13 protein-coding genes and 1 tRNA gene are annotated in these 16281 nt (G+C 55.5%); 4 read left to right on the top strand and 10 right to left on the bottom strand.

The genetic code is table 11. The annotated features are described in order from the left end of the window. The first annotated feature begins 122 nt into the window (after positions 1-122). On the top strand, positions 123-1181 hold the full coding sequence (locus JSS95_07635) for a radical SAM protein (protein MBS1799679.1): 1059 nt from the start codon (positions 123-125) through the stop codon (positions 1179-1181). A 101-nt stretch (positions 1182-1282) separates the two neighbouring features. Here JSS95_07635 and JSS95_07630 read toward each other — a convergent pair whose 3' ends face one another. Continuing rightward, on the bottom strand, positions 1283-1966 hold the full coding sequence (locus tag JSS95_07630) for a thioredoxin domain-containing protein (protein ID MBS1799678.1): 684 nt from the start codon (positions 1964-1966) through the stop codon (positions 1283-1285). Between the two features lie 192 nt (positions 1967-2158). On the opposite strand from JSS95_07630, the gene JSS95_07625 reads away from it, so the two are divergent. Then, a complete protein-coding gene (locus JSS95_07625; protein MBS1799677.1) occupies positions 2159-3571 on the top strand; it encodes a TolC family protein in 1413 nt (470 codons plus the stop codon). A 194-nt stretch (positions 3572-3765) separates the two neighbouring features. On the opposite strand, the gene JSS95_07620 is transcribed toward JSS95_07625, so the two are convergent. Next, positions 3766-4221: a hypothetical protein gene (locus JSS95_07620; protein ID MBS1799676.1), complete on the bottom strand. Its 456-nt coding sequence runs from the start codon at positions 4219-4221 to the stop codon at positions 3766-3768. A gap of 153 nt (positions 4222-4374) precedes the next feature. Beyond that, positions 4375-5688, bottom strand: a complete 1314-nt coding sequence (locus tag JSS95_07615; protein MBS1799675.1) for an MFS transporter — start codon at positions 5686-5688, stop codon at positions 4375-4377. 402 nt (positions 5689-6090) lie between these two features. Here JSS95_07615 and JSS95_07610 point away from each other — a divergent pair. Then, a tRNA-Ile gene (locus tag JSS95_07610) sits at positions 6091-6166 on the top strand. A gap of 33 nt (positions 6167-6199) precedes the next feature. Here the strand turns inward: JSS95_07610 and JSS95_07605 are convergent. The 5 genes from JSS95_07605 to JSS95_07585 all read right to left on the bottom strand — a co-directional run bounded on the left by JSS95_07605 (position 6200) and on the right by JSS95_07585 (position 9000). After that, on the bottom strand, positions 6200-7222 hold the full coding sequence (locus JSS95_07605; protein MBS1799674.1) for a tyrosine-type recombinase/integrase: 1023 nt from the start codon (positions 7220-7222) through the stop codon (positions 6200-6202). Further along, positions 7209-7421: a helix-turn-helix domain-containing protein gene (locus JSS95_07600; protein ID MBS1799673.1), complete on the bottom strand. Its 213-nt coding sequence runs from the start codon at positions 7419-7421 to the stop codon at positions 7209-7211. The genes JSS95_07605 and JSS95_07600 overlap by 14 nt, the downstream gene beginning before the upstream one ends. A 25-nt stretch (positions 7422-7446) precedes the next feature. Further along, positions 7447-7845 carry a hypothetical protein gene (locus JSS95_07595; protein ID MBS1799672.1) on the bottom strand — a complete coding sequence of 133 codons (399 nt, stop codon included), beginning with the start codon at positions 7843-7845 and terminating at the stop codon, positions 7447-7449. A gap of 52 nt (positions 7846-7897) precedes the next feature. After that, complete coding sequence (locus JSS95_07590; protein MBS1799671.1) at positions 7898-8422, bottom strand: hypothetical protein; 525 nt, start codon at positions 8420-8422, stop codon at positions 7898-7900. Between the two features lie 209 nt (positions 8423-8631). After that, positions 8632-9000, bottom strand: a complete 369-nt coding sequence (locus JSS95_07585; protein ID MBS1799670.1) for a hypothetical protein — start codon at positions 8998-9000, stop codon at positions 8632-8634. Between the two features lie 98 nt (positions 9001-9098). Here JSS95_07585 and JSS95_07580 point away from each other — a divergent pair, with 98 nt between their 5' ends. After that, positions 9099-9833, top strand: a complete 735-nt coding sequence (locus JSS95_07580; protein MBS1799669.1) for a hypothetical protein — start codon at positions 9099-9101, stop codon at positions 9831-9833. Between the two features lie 956 nt (positions 9834-10789). Here the strand turns inward: JSS95_07580 and JSS95_07575 are convergent. Both JSS95_07575 and JSS95_07570 read right to left on the bottom strand, forming a co-directional pair. Continuing rightward, positions 10790-12304, bottom strand: a complete 1515-nt coding sequence (locus tag JSS95_07575) for a hypothetical protein (protein ID MBS1799668.1) — start codon at positions 12302-12304, stop codon at positions 10790-10792. 712 nt (positions 12305-13016) lie between these two features. Further along, positions 13017-16232, bottom strand: a complete 3216-nt coding sequence (locus tag JSS95_07570; GenBank protein MBS1799667.1) for an RHS repeat protein — start codon at positions 16230-16232, stop codon at positions 13017-13019. Positions 16233-16281 lie beyond the last annotated feature (49 nt).

Raw genomic sequence — 16281 nt, 5'->3', positions numbered from 1 at the left:
TTTTGTTCGAGGAAAAGAAGCAGGTTTTGCTGCTATGGAGCTCTGCATCCGCGATCTTTCCCAGGGCTGCTCCAATGAAGGCAGGCATAGAGGCGGCGTCCGATATACTGGTATCTGGCGATATGTCCTCTCTTTCCACTCCTCCCGTGAAGCGCAAAATGACTCTCTCGCGTCGCCTGAAGGCTGCAAACCGTCTGGCGCGCGAGGTCGAATCGATCGCTTCGGCCGTCGCCTCGACGGACCACCCCTACATGGCGCAGATTGTGCCCATGCGACGCTGCAACCTCTCCTGCACCTACTGCAACGAGTACGACGATCACTCGGATCCGGTGCCCGTGGACGAGATGCTGCGCCGCATCGACCACCTGGGACGGCTGGGGACGAGCGTCATCACCATCTCCGGCGGCGAGCCCCTTCTGCACCCGGAGCTGGACCAGATCATCGCCCGCATCCGCAGGACCGGCGCGATCGCCGGCATGATCACCAACGGCTACCTGCTGATGCCCGACCGTATCGAGCGGCTGAACAAGGCGGGGCTCGACCACATGCAGATCTCGATCGATAACGTCATGCCCGACGAGGTCTCGAAGAAGAGCCTCAAGGTGCTGGACAAGAAGCTCCAGATGCTGGCCGAGCACGCGGACTTTCACGTGAACATCAACTCGGTCGTCGGCGGCGGCATCGCCAACCCCGACGACGCTCGCGTCGTGAGTGAGCGCGCGCTTTCGATGGGTTTCAGCACGACCATCGGCATCATCCACGACGGCACCGGCCAGTTGAAGCCGCTGGGCGAGGCCGAGCGCAAGGTGTGGGACAAGGTGCGCTCGATGACGCGCCGCAGCTACTCCCGCTTCAACCACTTTCAGGAAGCCATCGCCAACGGCACGACCAACAACTGGCGCTGCCGCGCAGGCGGGCGCTATCTTTACGTCTGCGAGAACGGCCTGGTGCACTATTGCAGCCAGCAGCGCGGCTATCCCGCGATCCCGCTGGCCGACTACACGACCGAAGACGTGAAGCGCGAGTTCCTGACGGAGAAGTCCTGCGCTCCGAGCTGCACCATCAGTTGCGTCCACCAGGTGAGCTTCATCGACTTCTGGCGCGCGCCGCAGAACGGCGGTTCAGTCACTCCCGGCTCGTCGCACGGCGGCGGCACGCAGGAGCTGGTCCAGATCCGGTAGTCCTGCATGAACGGCGATTCGCCATCTCCCCTCCGAAAGAACGCACAAAAGAAAAGGCCCCGCATCCAAAACGGGGCCTGTCTTATTTCAAAAACCGTTACTTACTTCTGCGGCGTGACCGGGCGGCGCAGCTTCGAGTTGCCCGTAGCTGCTTTTGCGGGGGTGCTCTGCGCTACCTGTGCCTCCAGGCTGTCGATGGTGGAGTAGAGCTGGTTCATGTCCGTCACCTGGACCCAGGTCTTTTGCGTCACGACCCAGACGGTGGGGGTCTGCGAGATGCCGATGCGGTCGCCGAGGGTACGGTCAGCCTGAACTTCAGCGGCGAAGAGGCCTGCGGGATCCATCACGAAGGGCATATTGAGCTTGTGCTGCTGGAAGAACCTGCGCGTGAAGTTCTCCAGATCTTCCTTGGTGGCGATGGACATCTGCGCGGCGAAGACGGCGCCGCGGAACTCCTCGGCGGTAGCGGGAGAGACCTTATCCTGCAGGTAGCGTGCGGTGATGGCAGCGTCGCGGCTCCAGATGTGCGCTCCGCCGAGCGGGAAATCGTAGCGGACGATGGGAATCTTGTAGCGGTCGGCAGCGGCGTGCACGATAGGGAAGGCATGCGCGCAGGCCGGACACTCGAGGTCTTCGAACTTGATAATCGCGATCTTCGCCCCTGCGGGAGGTTTGATCAGCGAGGTGTCTTTAAAAGTGTTGCCGGTGTTGGGCGGTGCCGAATATTGTGCGACGGCGGGCAGACTGGCAAAGAGAAGGGAAGCGACGAGCACGAGACGGGTCATAGGGTTTGGACGCATAAGGGTGTCGTAAGTATTTTAGACGACAGGGTGGAAAGGTCATTTAAAGCCGTCAGATTTCGCAACCCTGCCCAGTGCCGGGTAATCTAATCCACTGAAGCGAAGTTTGGCTTGTCCTACCTTGAAATGAGAGTGGAGCCCCGTTTTTTCATGAAGTTGACTCTTTTTCCGGCGGCGATGCTGTGTTTTGCGCTGGCCGGGCCTATTCAGGCACAGCAGCCCAAAGCAGACGACCTGCCGCTGGCTCCGGCTCCGAACCCCTCCGTCATGCAGTTGGCCGGGGGAGTGACCGTGGAACGGGCGACCCCCGGCGCTTTGCCGTTGAGCATCGACGAGGCGATCAATCGCGGGCTGAAACACAATCTCAGTATCGAGCTGAGTGTGCAGAACCAGAAGCTGGTGCATGGGCAGGTGCTGACGGTAAAGAACAACCTGATGCCCAGCATGACGGCAACGGCGCGCACCTCCACGCAGGAGACCAACCTGGCGGCGATGGGCTTCAAGCCGCAGAACATCAAGATTCCCGGATTCACCGGGACCTTTCCCGAGATCGTCAAGGTTGATGTGACGGCCGCGCAGTTGAACCTGAATCAGCAGCTCTTCAACGTCCCGGCGTACTACATGTATCGCGCGGCACAGAAGGCCGATGAGGTAGCGTCATGGTCGATGCTGAACCAGCGCGGCACGGTGGTGCTGAACGTTGCCACGCAGTATCTGCGCGCTGTTGCCGATGCGGCGGAGATCGAGAATGCCCGCTCCCTGGTGAAGGCTGACGAGGTGGCGCTGCATCAGGCGGAGGCATCGCACGATGCCGGTGTGGGTACGCACCTCGATGTGCTGCGCGCGCGGGTACAACTTCAGACGCAGCAGCAGACGCTGATCAACGATGAGAATGTCTTCGCCAAGGACAAGATTGCGCTGAACAGGCTGATCGGCCTGCCTGCCGAGCAGGAGTTGACGCTGACCGATCCCGCGCCTTATGCGGAGTTCGCAGAGCTTCCTCTGGACCAGGCGATGGCGCTGGCGTTTGATCGCCGCAAGGACCTGCGCAGTTTGCAGGCCCAGCAGGAGCTTGCGGGGCGAACGGTAAAGGCGGTGAAGTACGAGCGTCTGCCTTCGCTGGCGTTCGATGGCAACTACGGTGTGCTGGGTGAGACGACGGGGCTCTATCACGGTGTCTTCTCCGCGGCAGGCAAACTGACGTTCCCGATCTTTCAGGAAGGACAGCTGCGCGGTGAGCGCGAGGTCGCCCAGGCGCAGGTCACCGGGCTGCGGCAGCAGGTGGCGAGCCTGAAAGTTTCGATCGAGCAGCAGATTCGCGCGTCGATGATGGATGTTGCGACGGCGCAGGCGCTGGTGCAGGTGGCGCGTTCCAATGTCGACCTTGCTTCGCAGCAGCTTCAGGACACCACCGACCGCTATATTGCCGGTGTAGATGACAATCTTCCAGTCGTGCAGGCACAGGCAACGTTGGCAGCAGCCAAGAGCAGGCTGGTGCAGACGCTGTATCAGTACAACCAGGCAAAGCTGAACCTGGCCCGCAACACTGGCGTGGTCGAGACGCAGTACAAGACCTATCTGGGAAGATAGTTTTCAGGAAGATGGTTTTAGTGGCGCTTCAGAGAGGTTCGAGCTTCGCTCGAATGAACCCACATCTGCGGCGAAGCGGAAGAATCCCTGTATTTTGCTTGTGAAATGAAATCGCCATGGGCTGCGCTTGAAGTTTGCGGCGCGAGCAGAAGCGACATGCTCGCGTCTTTGTTCGTGCGCTGCATCGTTCGGCTTTATTTGACGTAAGTAAATGTCCCGCAGAGATTGGTGGAGTTCTGCAACGCCTCGAGCGTGAAGACGGGAGGCTTGGCGTCGGAGAAGAAGGCAACCTTCAACGTTTTGCCTTCAACGTAGGTCGCCATCCACTGTGTCTCGTCGGAGCCGCAGAGCGTGTTTTTGTGGAGGAACTTCTGGTCGGGCGGGATGCTGAGGCGGTAGAGACTGCCGGTTCCGGCGGCGGTTGCCTCCGATGCGAAAGCCGAGATCTCGGCGGGCTGTAGCGCGCGGATGCGCGACATGGTGAAGCGCGCGAAGTTGATGAATATCTTCTCCGGTGCGATGCCGATGTCGCCGGTGATCGACTTCGCGGTCTGGTTGGCGGCACGCCAGTTTCCATTCTCCTGCGCGAAGGCGGCGAAGGCGCAGAGAAGAAGGGCGGCGATGGAGCTTAAGAGAGAAACACGCTTCATGGTGTTAAGGATGACACCATGAAGCGTGTTTGAGGAAGTGTTGCGGTGCGCTACAAGTGAAATGCAGGTCCTTCGACTTCGGCTGCGCCTTCGCTCAGGATGACACTTCTTCCAGAAGAGGCATGTTGCCAGAACGATCATGCAGCGAGAGCATTACGCAGTCTGCCGCGGCGACTCGATAGGCTCGATGCGGCCAAGCAGAAAGATGTAGCCCGCGATACCGATGAGAAGGTAGATCGCCGCGACCCAGAATGCCCACGTATACGAGTGCGTGATGGCAACAATGTAGCCAGTGACGACCGGCGCGAAGATTCCGGAGAGCTGGTTCGAGAAGTTGATGATGCCGCCCACCGACCCCACGCTTCCGCGTGGTGCGATGATCGACGGAACCGACCAGCCCACGGGCGCCGCCGCCGACAGGCCACCGAGCGAGATGCTGATCCAGAGGAGCGCCTGCATCGCCGTGTGCGAGTACGCCGTGCCGATGATTCCAAGGCCGCACGCCAGACCGCCGATCAGGTACGCCTTGCGCACATTACTCGCATCGTAACCGCGCTTGATGAGGTGGTCGGCAGACCAGCCTCCGAGCACATCAGTGAAGGTGGCAAAGAGCCACGGCACTCCCGTGTAGAGAAACGAGTGCAGCAGGTCGATGCCGAGTTCGCTTGAGAGATAACTGGGCAGCCACGTCAGCAGCAGGTAAAAGACGTAGTTGTAGGAGCCGAAGCCAAGCGAGAGCCCGATGACCTTGCGTCGGGTCAACAGGTATCCAAGTCCCACACGCTGCTCGGGCTCAGTCTCAAGCGGGGTCCATTCGGAGGAGACCGGCCCTGCGATGTGTCGCTTCTCGATACCGCTCAGCTCGGGATCGTCGCCGGGGTCGCGGTAGAGCTTGTAGAACGCGAAGAAGTACAGCAGGCTGACGAGGCCGGTGAGAAAGAAGCTCCACCGCCAGCCTGCCTTGATCAGGATGACGCCCAGCAGCGGCACTCCCAGCGCGGACGCAAACTTTGCCGCGGCATCGAAGATCGCCGTGGCCATGCCGCGCTCTTCGGGAGGAAACCAGTAGCCGGTGGCCTTTGCATTTGCCGGAAACGTCGGCGCTTCGCCTACGCCAAGCAGAAGTCGCGCACCAAACAGCGAGCCGAGGTTGGGAGAAGCCGCCGCAAGCAGAGATGCCACACTCCACATGAAGGCGCTCACCCGCCCAACCTTGCGTACACCGAAGCGATCGAGCAAAACGCCGACTGGAAGCTGGCAGAGAGCGTAGGTCCAGTTGTATGCGGCCGACAGAATGCCGAAGGTGATGTCCGATATTCCGAACGCCGTCACCAGCGCCGCGTGCGAGACCGAGAGGTTGACGCGGTCGAAGTAGTTGACCAGCACACCGATGCCAAGCAGCCACGCGATGCGCCAACGGCGCCGGGGAACAGGCTGGGTTATCTCTTCAGGATTGCCTTGCTGCATGGAAATACGAGTGACCTCGGCGACAAACTTCAGCCGCAAGCATACCGTTCCGAATGCAAATTGACCACGCGGGTGCGGATCCCGCCACGAGCACGGCTCCGAGTATGTATGCGTACGACCCGGACGGGGAGAATGACCGCCGCATCAAACGCAGGCCTCGCGAATGACCGCTCCAACGGCGTTTGTACGAATGCTTTGCAGCGCCCCGATCAGCGCAAGCGTCGACGTATCGTCGAAGAGGCCGTCGACCCATGAGGGCCTCACCAGTCCCACGAGTTGGCTGCTGTCGAGCGGCTATGCGAGACTAAGAGAGCAACCGGCACTACTCCTGAAGCGCCTACCAGAGCCGCCGAGCAAAGACTTCACCAAGCTTTTTGCTTTCTGTTGCAAAACCCTCCTAAAGGGCCTGTAGCTCAACGGTTAGAGCAGGGGACTCATAATCCCTTGGTTGGGGGTTCAAATCCCTCCGGGCCCACCAAACAAATCAACGCTTTGCAGCGATTTGCTTCTGCTACATAACAACCGTGTGACGTGAATTGTGACTTAACGGTATGACTAAGTGATTTTCATTCACAACATTACGCACCGTTTCGAGACTCGGATGCTGATAGATCATGGCCGTCTGCGCGTTGGTGTGACCCAAGGCACGCATGACAAGGGAGAGATTGCCGGTAGCTCCCATGATCTTCGTCGCGAACGTATGGCGAGCACTGTAGAGAACAATATCCTTGGACAACCGTGCTTTGGCTCTCGCAGTTTCAAAAGCCGTGGCAACGGTTGTGATATGACCGACTACGGAGTCAGAGGGGAATACCCAGCCTTCTGTCGCATCCTTCCTGCGAGTGTGGAGAGCCTTTGTGACTCTTTCACTCATGGGAATGAATCGGCGTGAAAGCTTTGTCTTACCTCGCGGAATGAAGATCATTCCCCCATCCCAATTGATGTCTTCCCAACGCATCTGGAAGACCTCACCAGGACGCATCCCGGTATCGAGAATGATGGTGAGAATATCGCGAAGAGGCTGAGTCGCTACCGCAAGCAACTTGAACTCCGCCTCAGCGTCGATAATCGCAGACCGCCCATATTCCTTTACGAGCTTGATACGGGGAGAAGCCGCGATTACCCCCCATTCCGCTGCTTTGCCTAACATCCTACGTAAAGTACGCAACGCCCGGTTGGCATTCGCAGGCGAATGCTTAAACCGAAGCGCTTCGGCTTCGTCCGTGGTGATGTGTGCAAGTCGCACACCGGCAATGGGCATCCCAGAAAGCATTCTCCATCCCGACTGGTAATACTTCTTCGATTCCGGTTCCAGCCGGGTGCTTTCCACCCAAGCAAGAAACCGCTTTGAGAACTCAGCGAGCGTTAGCGTTCTGCGCTGTGCAGTCAGCTTTCGCTGCTTTGCATCTTGCATCAACTTGGCTTCGATCATGCGGGCCGTCGAAGCGACCTTCTCCTTTGTCGTCCCGCGATAACGTCTGCCGTCCATAGTGAAGTCGTAATGAAAGACTCCACCCCTTTTATAAAGAGCCATTGCGTTCCTCCATGTACGCCCGCACGGAAGGAATACGACGATTGCTCTCAACGTAAGTTTCTACGTCCCGAACATCATACCGGATGGAACCTTCTAGCTTGTGCCACACAGGGCCAAGTCCAACATTGCGCCAATAACGTAGGGTTCCATCTGGAACTCCAAGCATGAGAGAAAGCTGTTTTGCTGTCAGTAACTTCATGTGCTTCATCTCCGATTTTTGGGGTCTAAGATTTTACGAATGGATTAATCGCCCTGTTGATTCGTGTGCAGACTTCACCGCTCCATTCAGAAAATGGGACGGTATTATCGGTTGTAAACGGTTCGTTGGGGATAATTATGTCGTCTTCACAAAAAGTCTCGATATACCCTTGGAGCTTTTCCAGATCATCAGACAGCGCTTTTTGTTCGGAAACGGATAAGCCGTGTGATTTTGCGTTCTTCGTATCTGGCAACTCGGCACTCTCCAGCAGAACAACCAAGCGTTCCCGGCCAGCGGCTCCTCGTATAAAGAATTGCGTTCCGCAAGGCTCGCAGATAAAGTACGGTTTGTTGTTTTTATCAGCCCGTTGGTCGAGCAAGCGACCGCAGAGTGCGCAAGGTAAGGTTTTGGTTTTTGGTTTCATGTCTTCCTTTCGTTCAACGTATGTAACGTTGTATTCGTTATTGCGATAAACGTTATGCAGCATTTGCGAACACGGTGAATGCAGACAGCGATCCCTCGATTTCGCAAAACTTCTCATTGACTACTGCGGTAAAACGAAGCCGCAGAACGTCGATTGGCCCTTTCAGCAACTCCCAGTTGGAGTCTGTCTTAGGTTTCTCGAAGAGATGAATATCGCGCGATGTTGTAATGCGCCGTGAACCTTTCGGGGCAGACAGCAAGAGGTCTTTAGTTAGGTATTTCGTAAGGTATCCGACAACATTACGAATCTCGACCATGCTGATCCAAACGTTCCACCCATCTCCCACCGCTTGCCATTCTGCGCGAAGCCAATGAATGTCGATGAATTGATTGAGGAGGAGGTGACAATGGGCTGTGCCGTTCACCTGATACTCAAGAACCCGGATGTAGCTCAGCGCTTTTCCATACTTTCTGTGCAAGACGCTTCTAAACTTCGCAAAAGTCCGGCTCAGATACTTGGTAGAATCCTCACCATTCAGCTTCTTAGGGTCTAGTGTTAGGGTTACGAACCGGTTCAAGCGAAGCGTCTCCGCCCATCGCCTAATGGAATGTTTGCAACGTTTTGTCCGCCGAGGGCCACAATACTTGCATTCCCAGCACTTGCAATTTAGGCGAATGAACGTTTGCTGCTTGGCATCGAAAGACGTTCCTTTGACGGTCCAAGCTCCACAGCCTTTTTTGCGGCCTCGCTTGTCATGGGAATTGGTTAGCTCCTTGAGCTTTTCCGCTACGTCGCACTCCAGCCGGATTCCCTGTCGCGGGAGAAGAGGTTGGCTGTGCAAAGCTCGTCGCCAGTAGTGGCGTCATCGGCTGTGACGATTAGTCTCTTATCGATAAAACAAGATAGAGGCACAGCGCCTGCGGCGCTGTTGAGGACTCCGTCCTCAAACTCCTGCCCCCTTTTAGGCTGAAGCGTGTTCCCGGCATGGCGCAATGCGCCATGCCGGGAGTTCAGATGAGCCGCAGGGGTTTGTTCTGCTGTCGGTGGAAGTGTAGATTCCTTCAGCCCCGGACCGGAGGGGTCAACCGGCTCCCCGGACTTGAGATGAACCGCATCCAGCTCACCTGAAATCGAATTTGGATTTTCTAACCCCATCTCTCAGGGGCATACTAGGGTATGTCTTCCAGCAGGGAAGCCTTTGTAAAAAGAGCGATTTGCACATATGAGGGAGATACTGAATATCGGGTCGATTTATGAGGAAGACGAATAAAAACAAGGCTAATTTCGTGCAAGAAATCTCAGTTGCATCCTTGACAGAAAAAGTCGATCAGCTTGAAAAACGGGTTGCGGCATTGGAGAAACACTTCATTCTGCCAGGTGGTAATGACAGTGCCATTGATCTCTCCGATTCAAGATGCAAACTCACTCCGGATGGAATTGGAGAACCTGCCAAGATTGCGGCGATTGCAAAGCGTGGCAGGCCTCGACGCATTCCGCTGGACCAGTTTGAGCGGCGACGCGATGAGCTGGTTATCTTCATCGAAGTGAGGTGGCCGGATTTGCGCGATGCGATGAGAAAGGTTGAGAGTATTCACCACCTTCTCGATGCGCTCAAGAGAGCTTCGCCTGGCGCGCTCACCAATTGGCCATATCTTCATCTGAAAGAAAATATCGGAAAACTATGGGAGTTTCTTCACGATGGACGGTGCAAGGGAGAGCCGCGACAGATCGCCTATGCGATGGCTGGCGTTCCCGAGATGGCTGCCGCTCATCGCTCAACGATTGCGGCAAACATCCTTCCCTCTTGCCGATCTCTAATGACTGTCCGTGATGGAGTACAGATAGAGCACATTCGACACGCGCTGGTATGCGATGAAGATTGGCTTCGTACTGCTTGCTACTATCCTGAGTTCGTTCTGGAACGCGCCATAGTCGGTTGGGTCTTTTGCAACAGCGGCAACCTGTGGTGTTTCGGCCCTCCATATTGAGAATGAACTCGCCACAGATTTGTTTTCCTCGCTGAACCAGTTTCTTTTGCTGATTCCCGTGAAGCCTACGACATAGGTCTTGTCCACGACACCCACTGCGTAATGAACACCGGTTAAAGGCGAACAGTATTCACGAGAAATCGCTCGCGTCATTGGATCAACGGTTAGGATACAGTCTTTCTTGTTGTCCGCGAAGGTGCTGGTCGCAACCAGCATTTGCCTTCCTAGGAAGCTGATCTGTGACACTGCGTCGATTTGAGCGATCTTAGTGCAGGCGAGATTCGGGGCATCCGCACACGTATAAATATCTGCTTTGTTCCCAGAACGGTTAGCCACATCTAAAGAGACTCCGACCTGCCCAGTTCGGAGACCAACAGCAAGACTCATTCTCGTGGCATTGATGGTCGGAAAAACCGCCTCCTGCTGCTTCTCTCCGTTTAGCAGAGAGTAACTGGCAAGATGCACAGATCGATCTCTTTGTGCGGATAGTACAAGCACCCTACCGTGCGAGTCATCAACTGCGAAGTCGGTAATGATTTGGCCGTCCGCTTGAGCCATCGTTCCAACCGTCGCCAAGTTGTCTGGGTCGATGACTTCCAGATGTGACCCTGCGCTGCATACGTAAACCCGATGTAAAGTTGCAGATGTTTCTACGCGACCACACGGGAACGCCGATGCACCAGTTGGGGCTTCTGGGAAGATCCGCTGCTTTATCAGAGAGTGGTTCTGAAGCCCCCAAGATGTTATTTGCAGATGTGAGCTGATACCCCGCCCATTTGCACCTGGCGATAACATACTCTGTTGGACGAAAAACATTCCCTGAGCTTCATCCAAAGCGACTCCAAGAACATTGCCGTCAGGAAGAGGAATTCGGACGCTATAGATGTCTATCTTTTGCGCTTTCATGCGGAACGCGGAAAAAGCCAGGAGGAGTGCGGCTATATATCGAATCATGGCTAGCACCCCGGGTCCAATCGGGCGCTATGGTGAAAGAGAAGATTACCGATGCCGAGGTCCCAGATGCCATGAAGAATCAGCCCACTCCCGTAACCAGCAGCAGGATTGAAGACATCAAAGTGGCCCTGGACATTGATTACACCAGAGCCTCTGCCATTTAGCTGAGCACCGTTCTGACCATTTACATGAACCTGCAAGAAGAACGATCCGTTTCGATAACCGTTTGAGAAGATTCCCAACGCTTTGAACAGAGCGAATCCGTCTGCGGCAAGGTCAGCTGTATTCACCGCAAAGTTGAATTGCTGATGGCCCCCTACGGGATTTCCGACTCCAGTAAATTGCGCTCCGGGAATGGCGTTACCTACGCGCTGAGCAAGACACGGTTGGGGCGTCGTTGGATTTCCGTTATTTGGGGAACCTCCTGATCCAGAATAATCTAGCGCACTCCCATCGTCATACCCGCTAAAGGGATCGAGCGGTATGTAGGGAGGCAAAGGTGAGTATGGATCATAACTCTTAATCGGGTCATCTGGAGGAGCAGGACCACCATCGCAATGTGCCAGGCACATACCTGTATTGTTTGGAAGAGGCTCGTATATCCAGGTTCCTCCAGCTTGCGCACAATCTGATGGGCTCTGATAAGCCGTACCACTACTTACCGTGCAATAATCAAGCCCGCTAGGATCGACCATGCCAAGAGGATTATTTCTCACGTAGGTGTAGCGATTGAAGCTCTGCGGATCGGATGCGTCGTAACTGCCGTCGTAAGGGTCGGGACTCAACCATCGTCCCTGCGTGGAGGAGTATTGGCGGAACTGGGCATGGTGCGTATCGTCGGCGTCACGGTCCAGTGCGGCGAAGTGGTAAGCGTCATTGTCGGTGCCCGATGCGCTAAAGCCATCGCCGAACGGAAGGGATTGATAGGTGCCTTCCACAGCGCCTGTTGAGTCGGTTCGCACTCGCTCGGTGCCCAGCCAGTCCTGGTGCTGGAAGTGAATAGCTCCCCCCTGATAGAAGGCCACCGGGCTGCTTCCCCAGTAATACTGTCCGCTGATTTCAGAACGGGTGCTGCCGTCCCACACCGAAACCCTCTGCCCCAGGATGTTGTAGACGTATTCGGTTGACGAGCTGCCGTTTTCCGTGCGGACCCTTTGGTTGAATGCGTTGTAATAATAGTGGATGTTGTTGTCCACCTGGATGACATTGCCCTCCGCATCGTAAACGTAGGTGTGAGTCAGGCCATCGCTCATCATGTTGCCCGCCGCGTCATATTGTATGCCGGAGATCTGATTGTTCCCCGTGTTGATGGCGTATGACGTTGTGGGCCCGCTCCCATTGCTGTCCTGCGTGATGCTCTGGCTCACGCGATTGCCATAGCGGTCATAACCGTAGCGGTAGTACGTCAGCGGGTTTCCCTGCGCCCACAACTCGATGTTGGTTTGCGAGATTCTTCCAAGGTCGTCGTATTGATATTGCGTCCCAGCCTGCATCACGTTGTCGTCAACCCAGCTCACGTTGCTCCCGGCCCAATAGACGTTGACGCTCGAATGCCCACATCTGGCGATAAGACTGCCAGATATGGGGCACCCGATTGTGGTGCGCGGTCAGATGTGGGCCACCCGGCCTATATTGCTAACGCTGAATCCTGGCGGAGCGGGGAAGCTAGCCCCAGTGCTCGTGGTGCAATTCAGATGGTTTGCGGGAAGTGGCATTCGCTGGAAGTTATTTGGGGCAATACCAAATGCACTAAAGGCGGACGTCACCGTACACATGCCGTCGTCCTCTGTCTATTGAATAGTGCTTGTCGTACCATTAGAGAGATCGCGGACAGAGATGTCGATTCCGCCACATTTGATTGCCTCGAAGTCAACCGACGCTGGTTGTTTGTACGTGATCTCTAAGCGAGAAGGCGAGAGCCAGTTCAATTTGAGGTCTATTGACGTCGCATCTTGCGATAGCTGCAGAACTTGCACAGGATCTTGTGGTCCCTTTACACGCTTCAGAGACACGGTAGATTGTATGCCTGCAGCCCCGGGGCCTCCATATTGATCAGTGTGGGCACTCGCAATCCACAGTCCGTCTGGAGACCGGGATTCAGTGGACCAGATCGTGTCGGCTGATCTGCAGCCGGACATGAATGCGCATAAAAGTACGATCATGAGCCAGAACAGTGAACGGAAACCTGCCGCACAGTTTTTCATAAATCTCCTCTACTTCCTCCCAAACTCATCCGCCTACATGGCATGTGGTTCCATTCGCTTGTGCAGTAAATCCATTCTGGATGTTCGTGATATTCACTTGTGGCGTAAACGGCTCGTTGGGGCCAGCCATTGGTGTGTTTGCCGGATACCGGCTTCTATACTGAGCGTATGTATCCGCTAGGGCTAGAGCCTGGCTCAGGGAGTAACCCGCCGCACTCATATAAACCCCGAAAACATAGTTGGCATAGGATGGCGCGCCCCCATATCTCACTTGGGCATCTAACGCACCACCTCGCCTAAACTGAGAAAGGTAGTAAGCGTCCTTGAGCGCATTGGAAGAAGCGGCATTACCTTTCTGTGCGTACACGCTTGGATCGGGAGCACGACCTGCGTGAAGACAAGGGTTTGCAGGCGTCAAGTTATTTGGGGCACCTCCTGATCCAGAATAATCTAGCGCACTCCCAGCGTCATACCCGCTAAAGGGATCGAGCGGTATATAGGGTGGCAAAGGTGAGTATGGATCATAACTACGAGTCGGGTCATCTGGAGGTGCAGGACCACCATCGCAATGTGCCAGGCACATGCCTGTATTGTCTGGAGGAGGTTCGAATATCCAGGTCCCTCCAGCTTGTGCACAATCTGATGCGCTCTGATAAGCCGTACCACTACTTACGGTGCAATAATCAAGCCCGCTAGGATCGACCATTTCCAAAGGATTATTGAGCACATAGGTATAGCGATTGAAGCTCTGCGGATTACTAGCGTCATAGCTTCCGTGGTAAGGATCGGGACTCATCCATCGTCCCTGCGTCGAGGAGTATTGCCGAAACTGAGCATGTTGGGTGTCGTCGGCGTCACGGTCCAGTGCGGCGAAGTGGTAAGCGTCATTGTCGGTGCCCGATGCGCTAAAGCCATCGCCGAAAGAAAGGGATTGGTAGGTGCCTTCCACAGCACCCGTCGAGCTGGTTCGCACTCGTTCGGTGCCAAGCCAGTCCTGGTGCTGGTAATGAATCGTTCCTCCCTGGTAGAAGGCCACAGGTGTGCTGCCGGAGTAGACCTGATTGCTGATCGGGTTGCCGGAGCCGTCGAAGCTGGCCACCCGCTGCCCGCTCACGTTGTAGGCATACACGGTCGTAGTCCCATTTTCTACAGTCCGGACGCGATGATCCAGAGCGTCGTAGGTGTAGCTGGCTGTCGTGCCCCCATCCACCTGAAGCACCTTTCCTTCGGCGTCGTAGGTGTAGCTGTGAGAGCTGTCGTTCGCCATATTGCCAGCAGCGTCGTAGGCGAAAACAGAAATCTGATTGTTGTTGGGGTTGACGACATAAGACGGGGCTGGACCGCCTTGCGGGGCGTTCTGCTGCAAGCGATTTCCGTAGCGGTCGTAGACGTAACCGAAGTTCTTCTGCGGAGACGAGTTCCAAGAGTTTATCTGTGTCGATAGCAGGCGATTGAATTCGTCATAACTGTAAGCGGAACTAGTCTGTGTCATCAGATCATCCACGTGAGTTACATTTGATCCGCTTCGAAATGCATCATTAGCGTATACCTGATTTGGGCACGCGGCGGATGGGGAACTCGCACATACTCTCGTCTGGAAAGGGCGACCCGCCCAGTCATAGCTCTCGAAACGATTCAACCCATTACCTAAACCCCATGTCGTTGGCCCATTCGGTCCATTCTGTATGTTGTTCATGATACTACCCGAGCGAGTATCGCTGATGGAGGTCAACTGGCTAGCGGGATTGTAGGTATAGTTGGTCTGAATCTGCGTCCCCACAGCGTTGTTCGTCATGTAAGCAAACTGCTTCATATTGCCAGCGAGATCGTATTGGTACCACTGCCACACATCCAATGCAGAGTTTGTTCCGCAAAGCCCAGGCATGCACTGTATGGTATTTGCGACTCTGCCCATTGAGTCATATGAAAACTGAGTGGCCCTTCCATATCCCTCTGCATATGTCAGATGTCCCTTGCTTGCGCCCATTGGGACACTACCCCAATAGGGAGTCGTTTGGTCATAGACGTAGGCTTTGTTTGTTGTAATGCCATCGTCATAGTAGACCGCTACGACACGGCCAACTTTATCGTATTGCGTGATGGTCGTTGTCTTTACGGTTGGATCAGGCTGATTTGCTTTCGGCCTCGTGCGGTATACCGCCAAACCATCGGTAGCGTAAACATAGGTGTACGTCGTCTCTCCCCGCTCAGGCTCGCTGGTGTAGATGGTTCGACCGAGCGCATCCGTCTGGAAGATACGTTGCTGGTGTGTGCCTTGCGTGATCGTCGTTTTGTGATTGACGAGATCATAGGCGTAGGTTGTGAGGAACCCTGTTCCAGCGATGTCAAGATTGCAATTGACCGGGTTTTCTCCTTGCTGCGCATTCGAGGAAACCTCGCATACTGCCGCGATTCTTCCCAGAGCGTCGTACTGCGTGATCTTTACGACCTGGTCGACGCTGGTGGTCTTCACCGCGCGTCCGACATACTGATAGGTCGTATTGCCGTCGTAAGTATTGATATTGGTGATGCGGCCAAGGGCGTCATAGGTGTACGTGGTTCCTGTGCTGGAACACTGTTTCGTCGTGCTCCATCCGTTGCCTTGGTAACGCGCGGGTTGAAACTGAAGCCTTCCTGTTACGTCATAGCAATAGTCGACCTGATACCACGGGTTTGTCGATTGGCCGTTTGCCACCGCAACTCTGTTGATGCGGCCATAGCCATCGTACTGAGTCTCCGTATCTGCGCTTTGTCCGGATTGCATTGCAGTCACGACTCCGACCTGAAGAGCTCCAGGCCAATAGCCGTAGTTGTACGTCGTGCTTCCGCCGTCCACAGTGTTAATCTGTTTTGGTCTCAGCAACCTGTCGTATTGGGTTAATTGCACCATCGGCGTGGTGGTGTTATTGGCATCCGATGCTGAAAGCGGAATACCTGAGGCGACATCATAGCTTGCTGTCGCTGGCAAAGATACGCCGCTCGATGGAGTCGGCGGTGTTATCTGAGTTGCAAAGCCCTGCGTGGACTCATAGCTGTACTGTGTCGTGCCATTGGGATCGGTGGAGCTAACAGGAACACCGGTATCGTAATATGTAGCCGCTGTATCGAGCGTCGCCCCGCCGACAACCGGATTGATTACGGTATGCGACGATGTCAGGTTCCCACGCGGACCTGAGACTGCATTGTGTTGTGGAAGCCCCGAAGTCGCAGTCGGTGTTTGCTCGTCGTAGCCATAGGTCACCTGGGATACAGTATGGCCTGCGCCATCCTGTACCCAAACACTCGAAACT

Source organism: Acidobacteriota bacterium (genome assembly GCA_018268895.1).
Classification (GTDB): Bacteria; Acidobacteriota; Terriglobia; order Terriglobales; family Acidobacteriaceae; genus Edaphobacter.
Note: the sequence above shows the minus strand (reverse complement) of the source record. Positions and strands in the feature narration are given on the sequence as shown.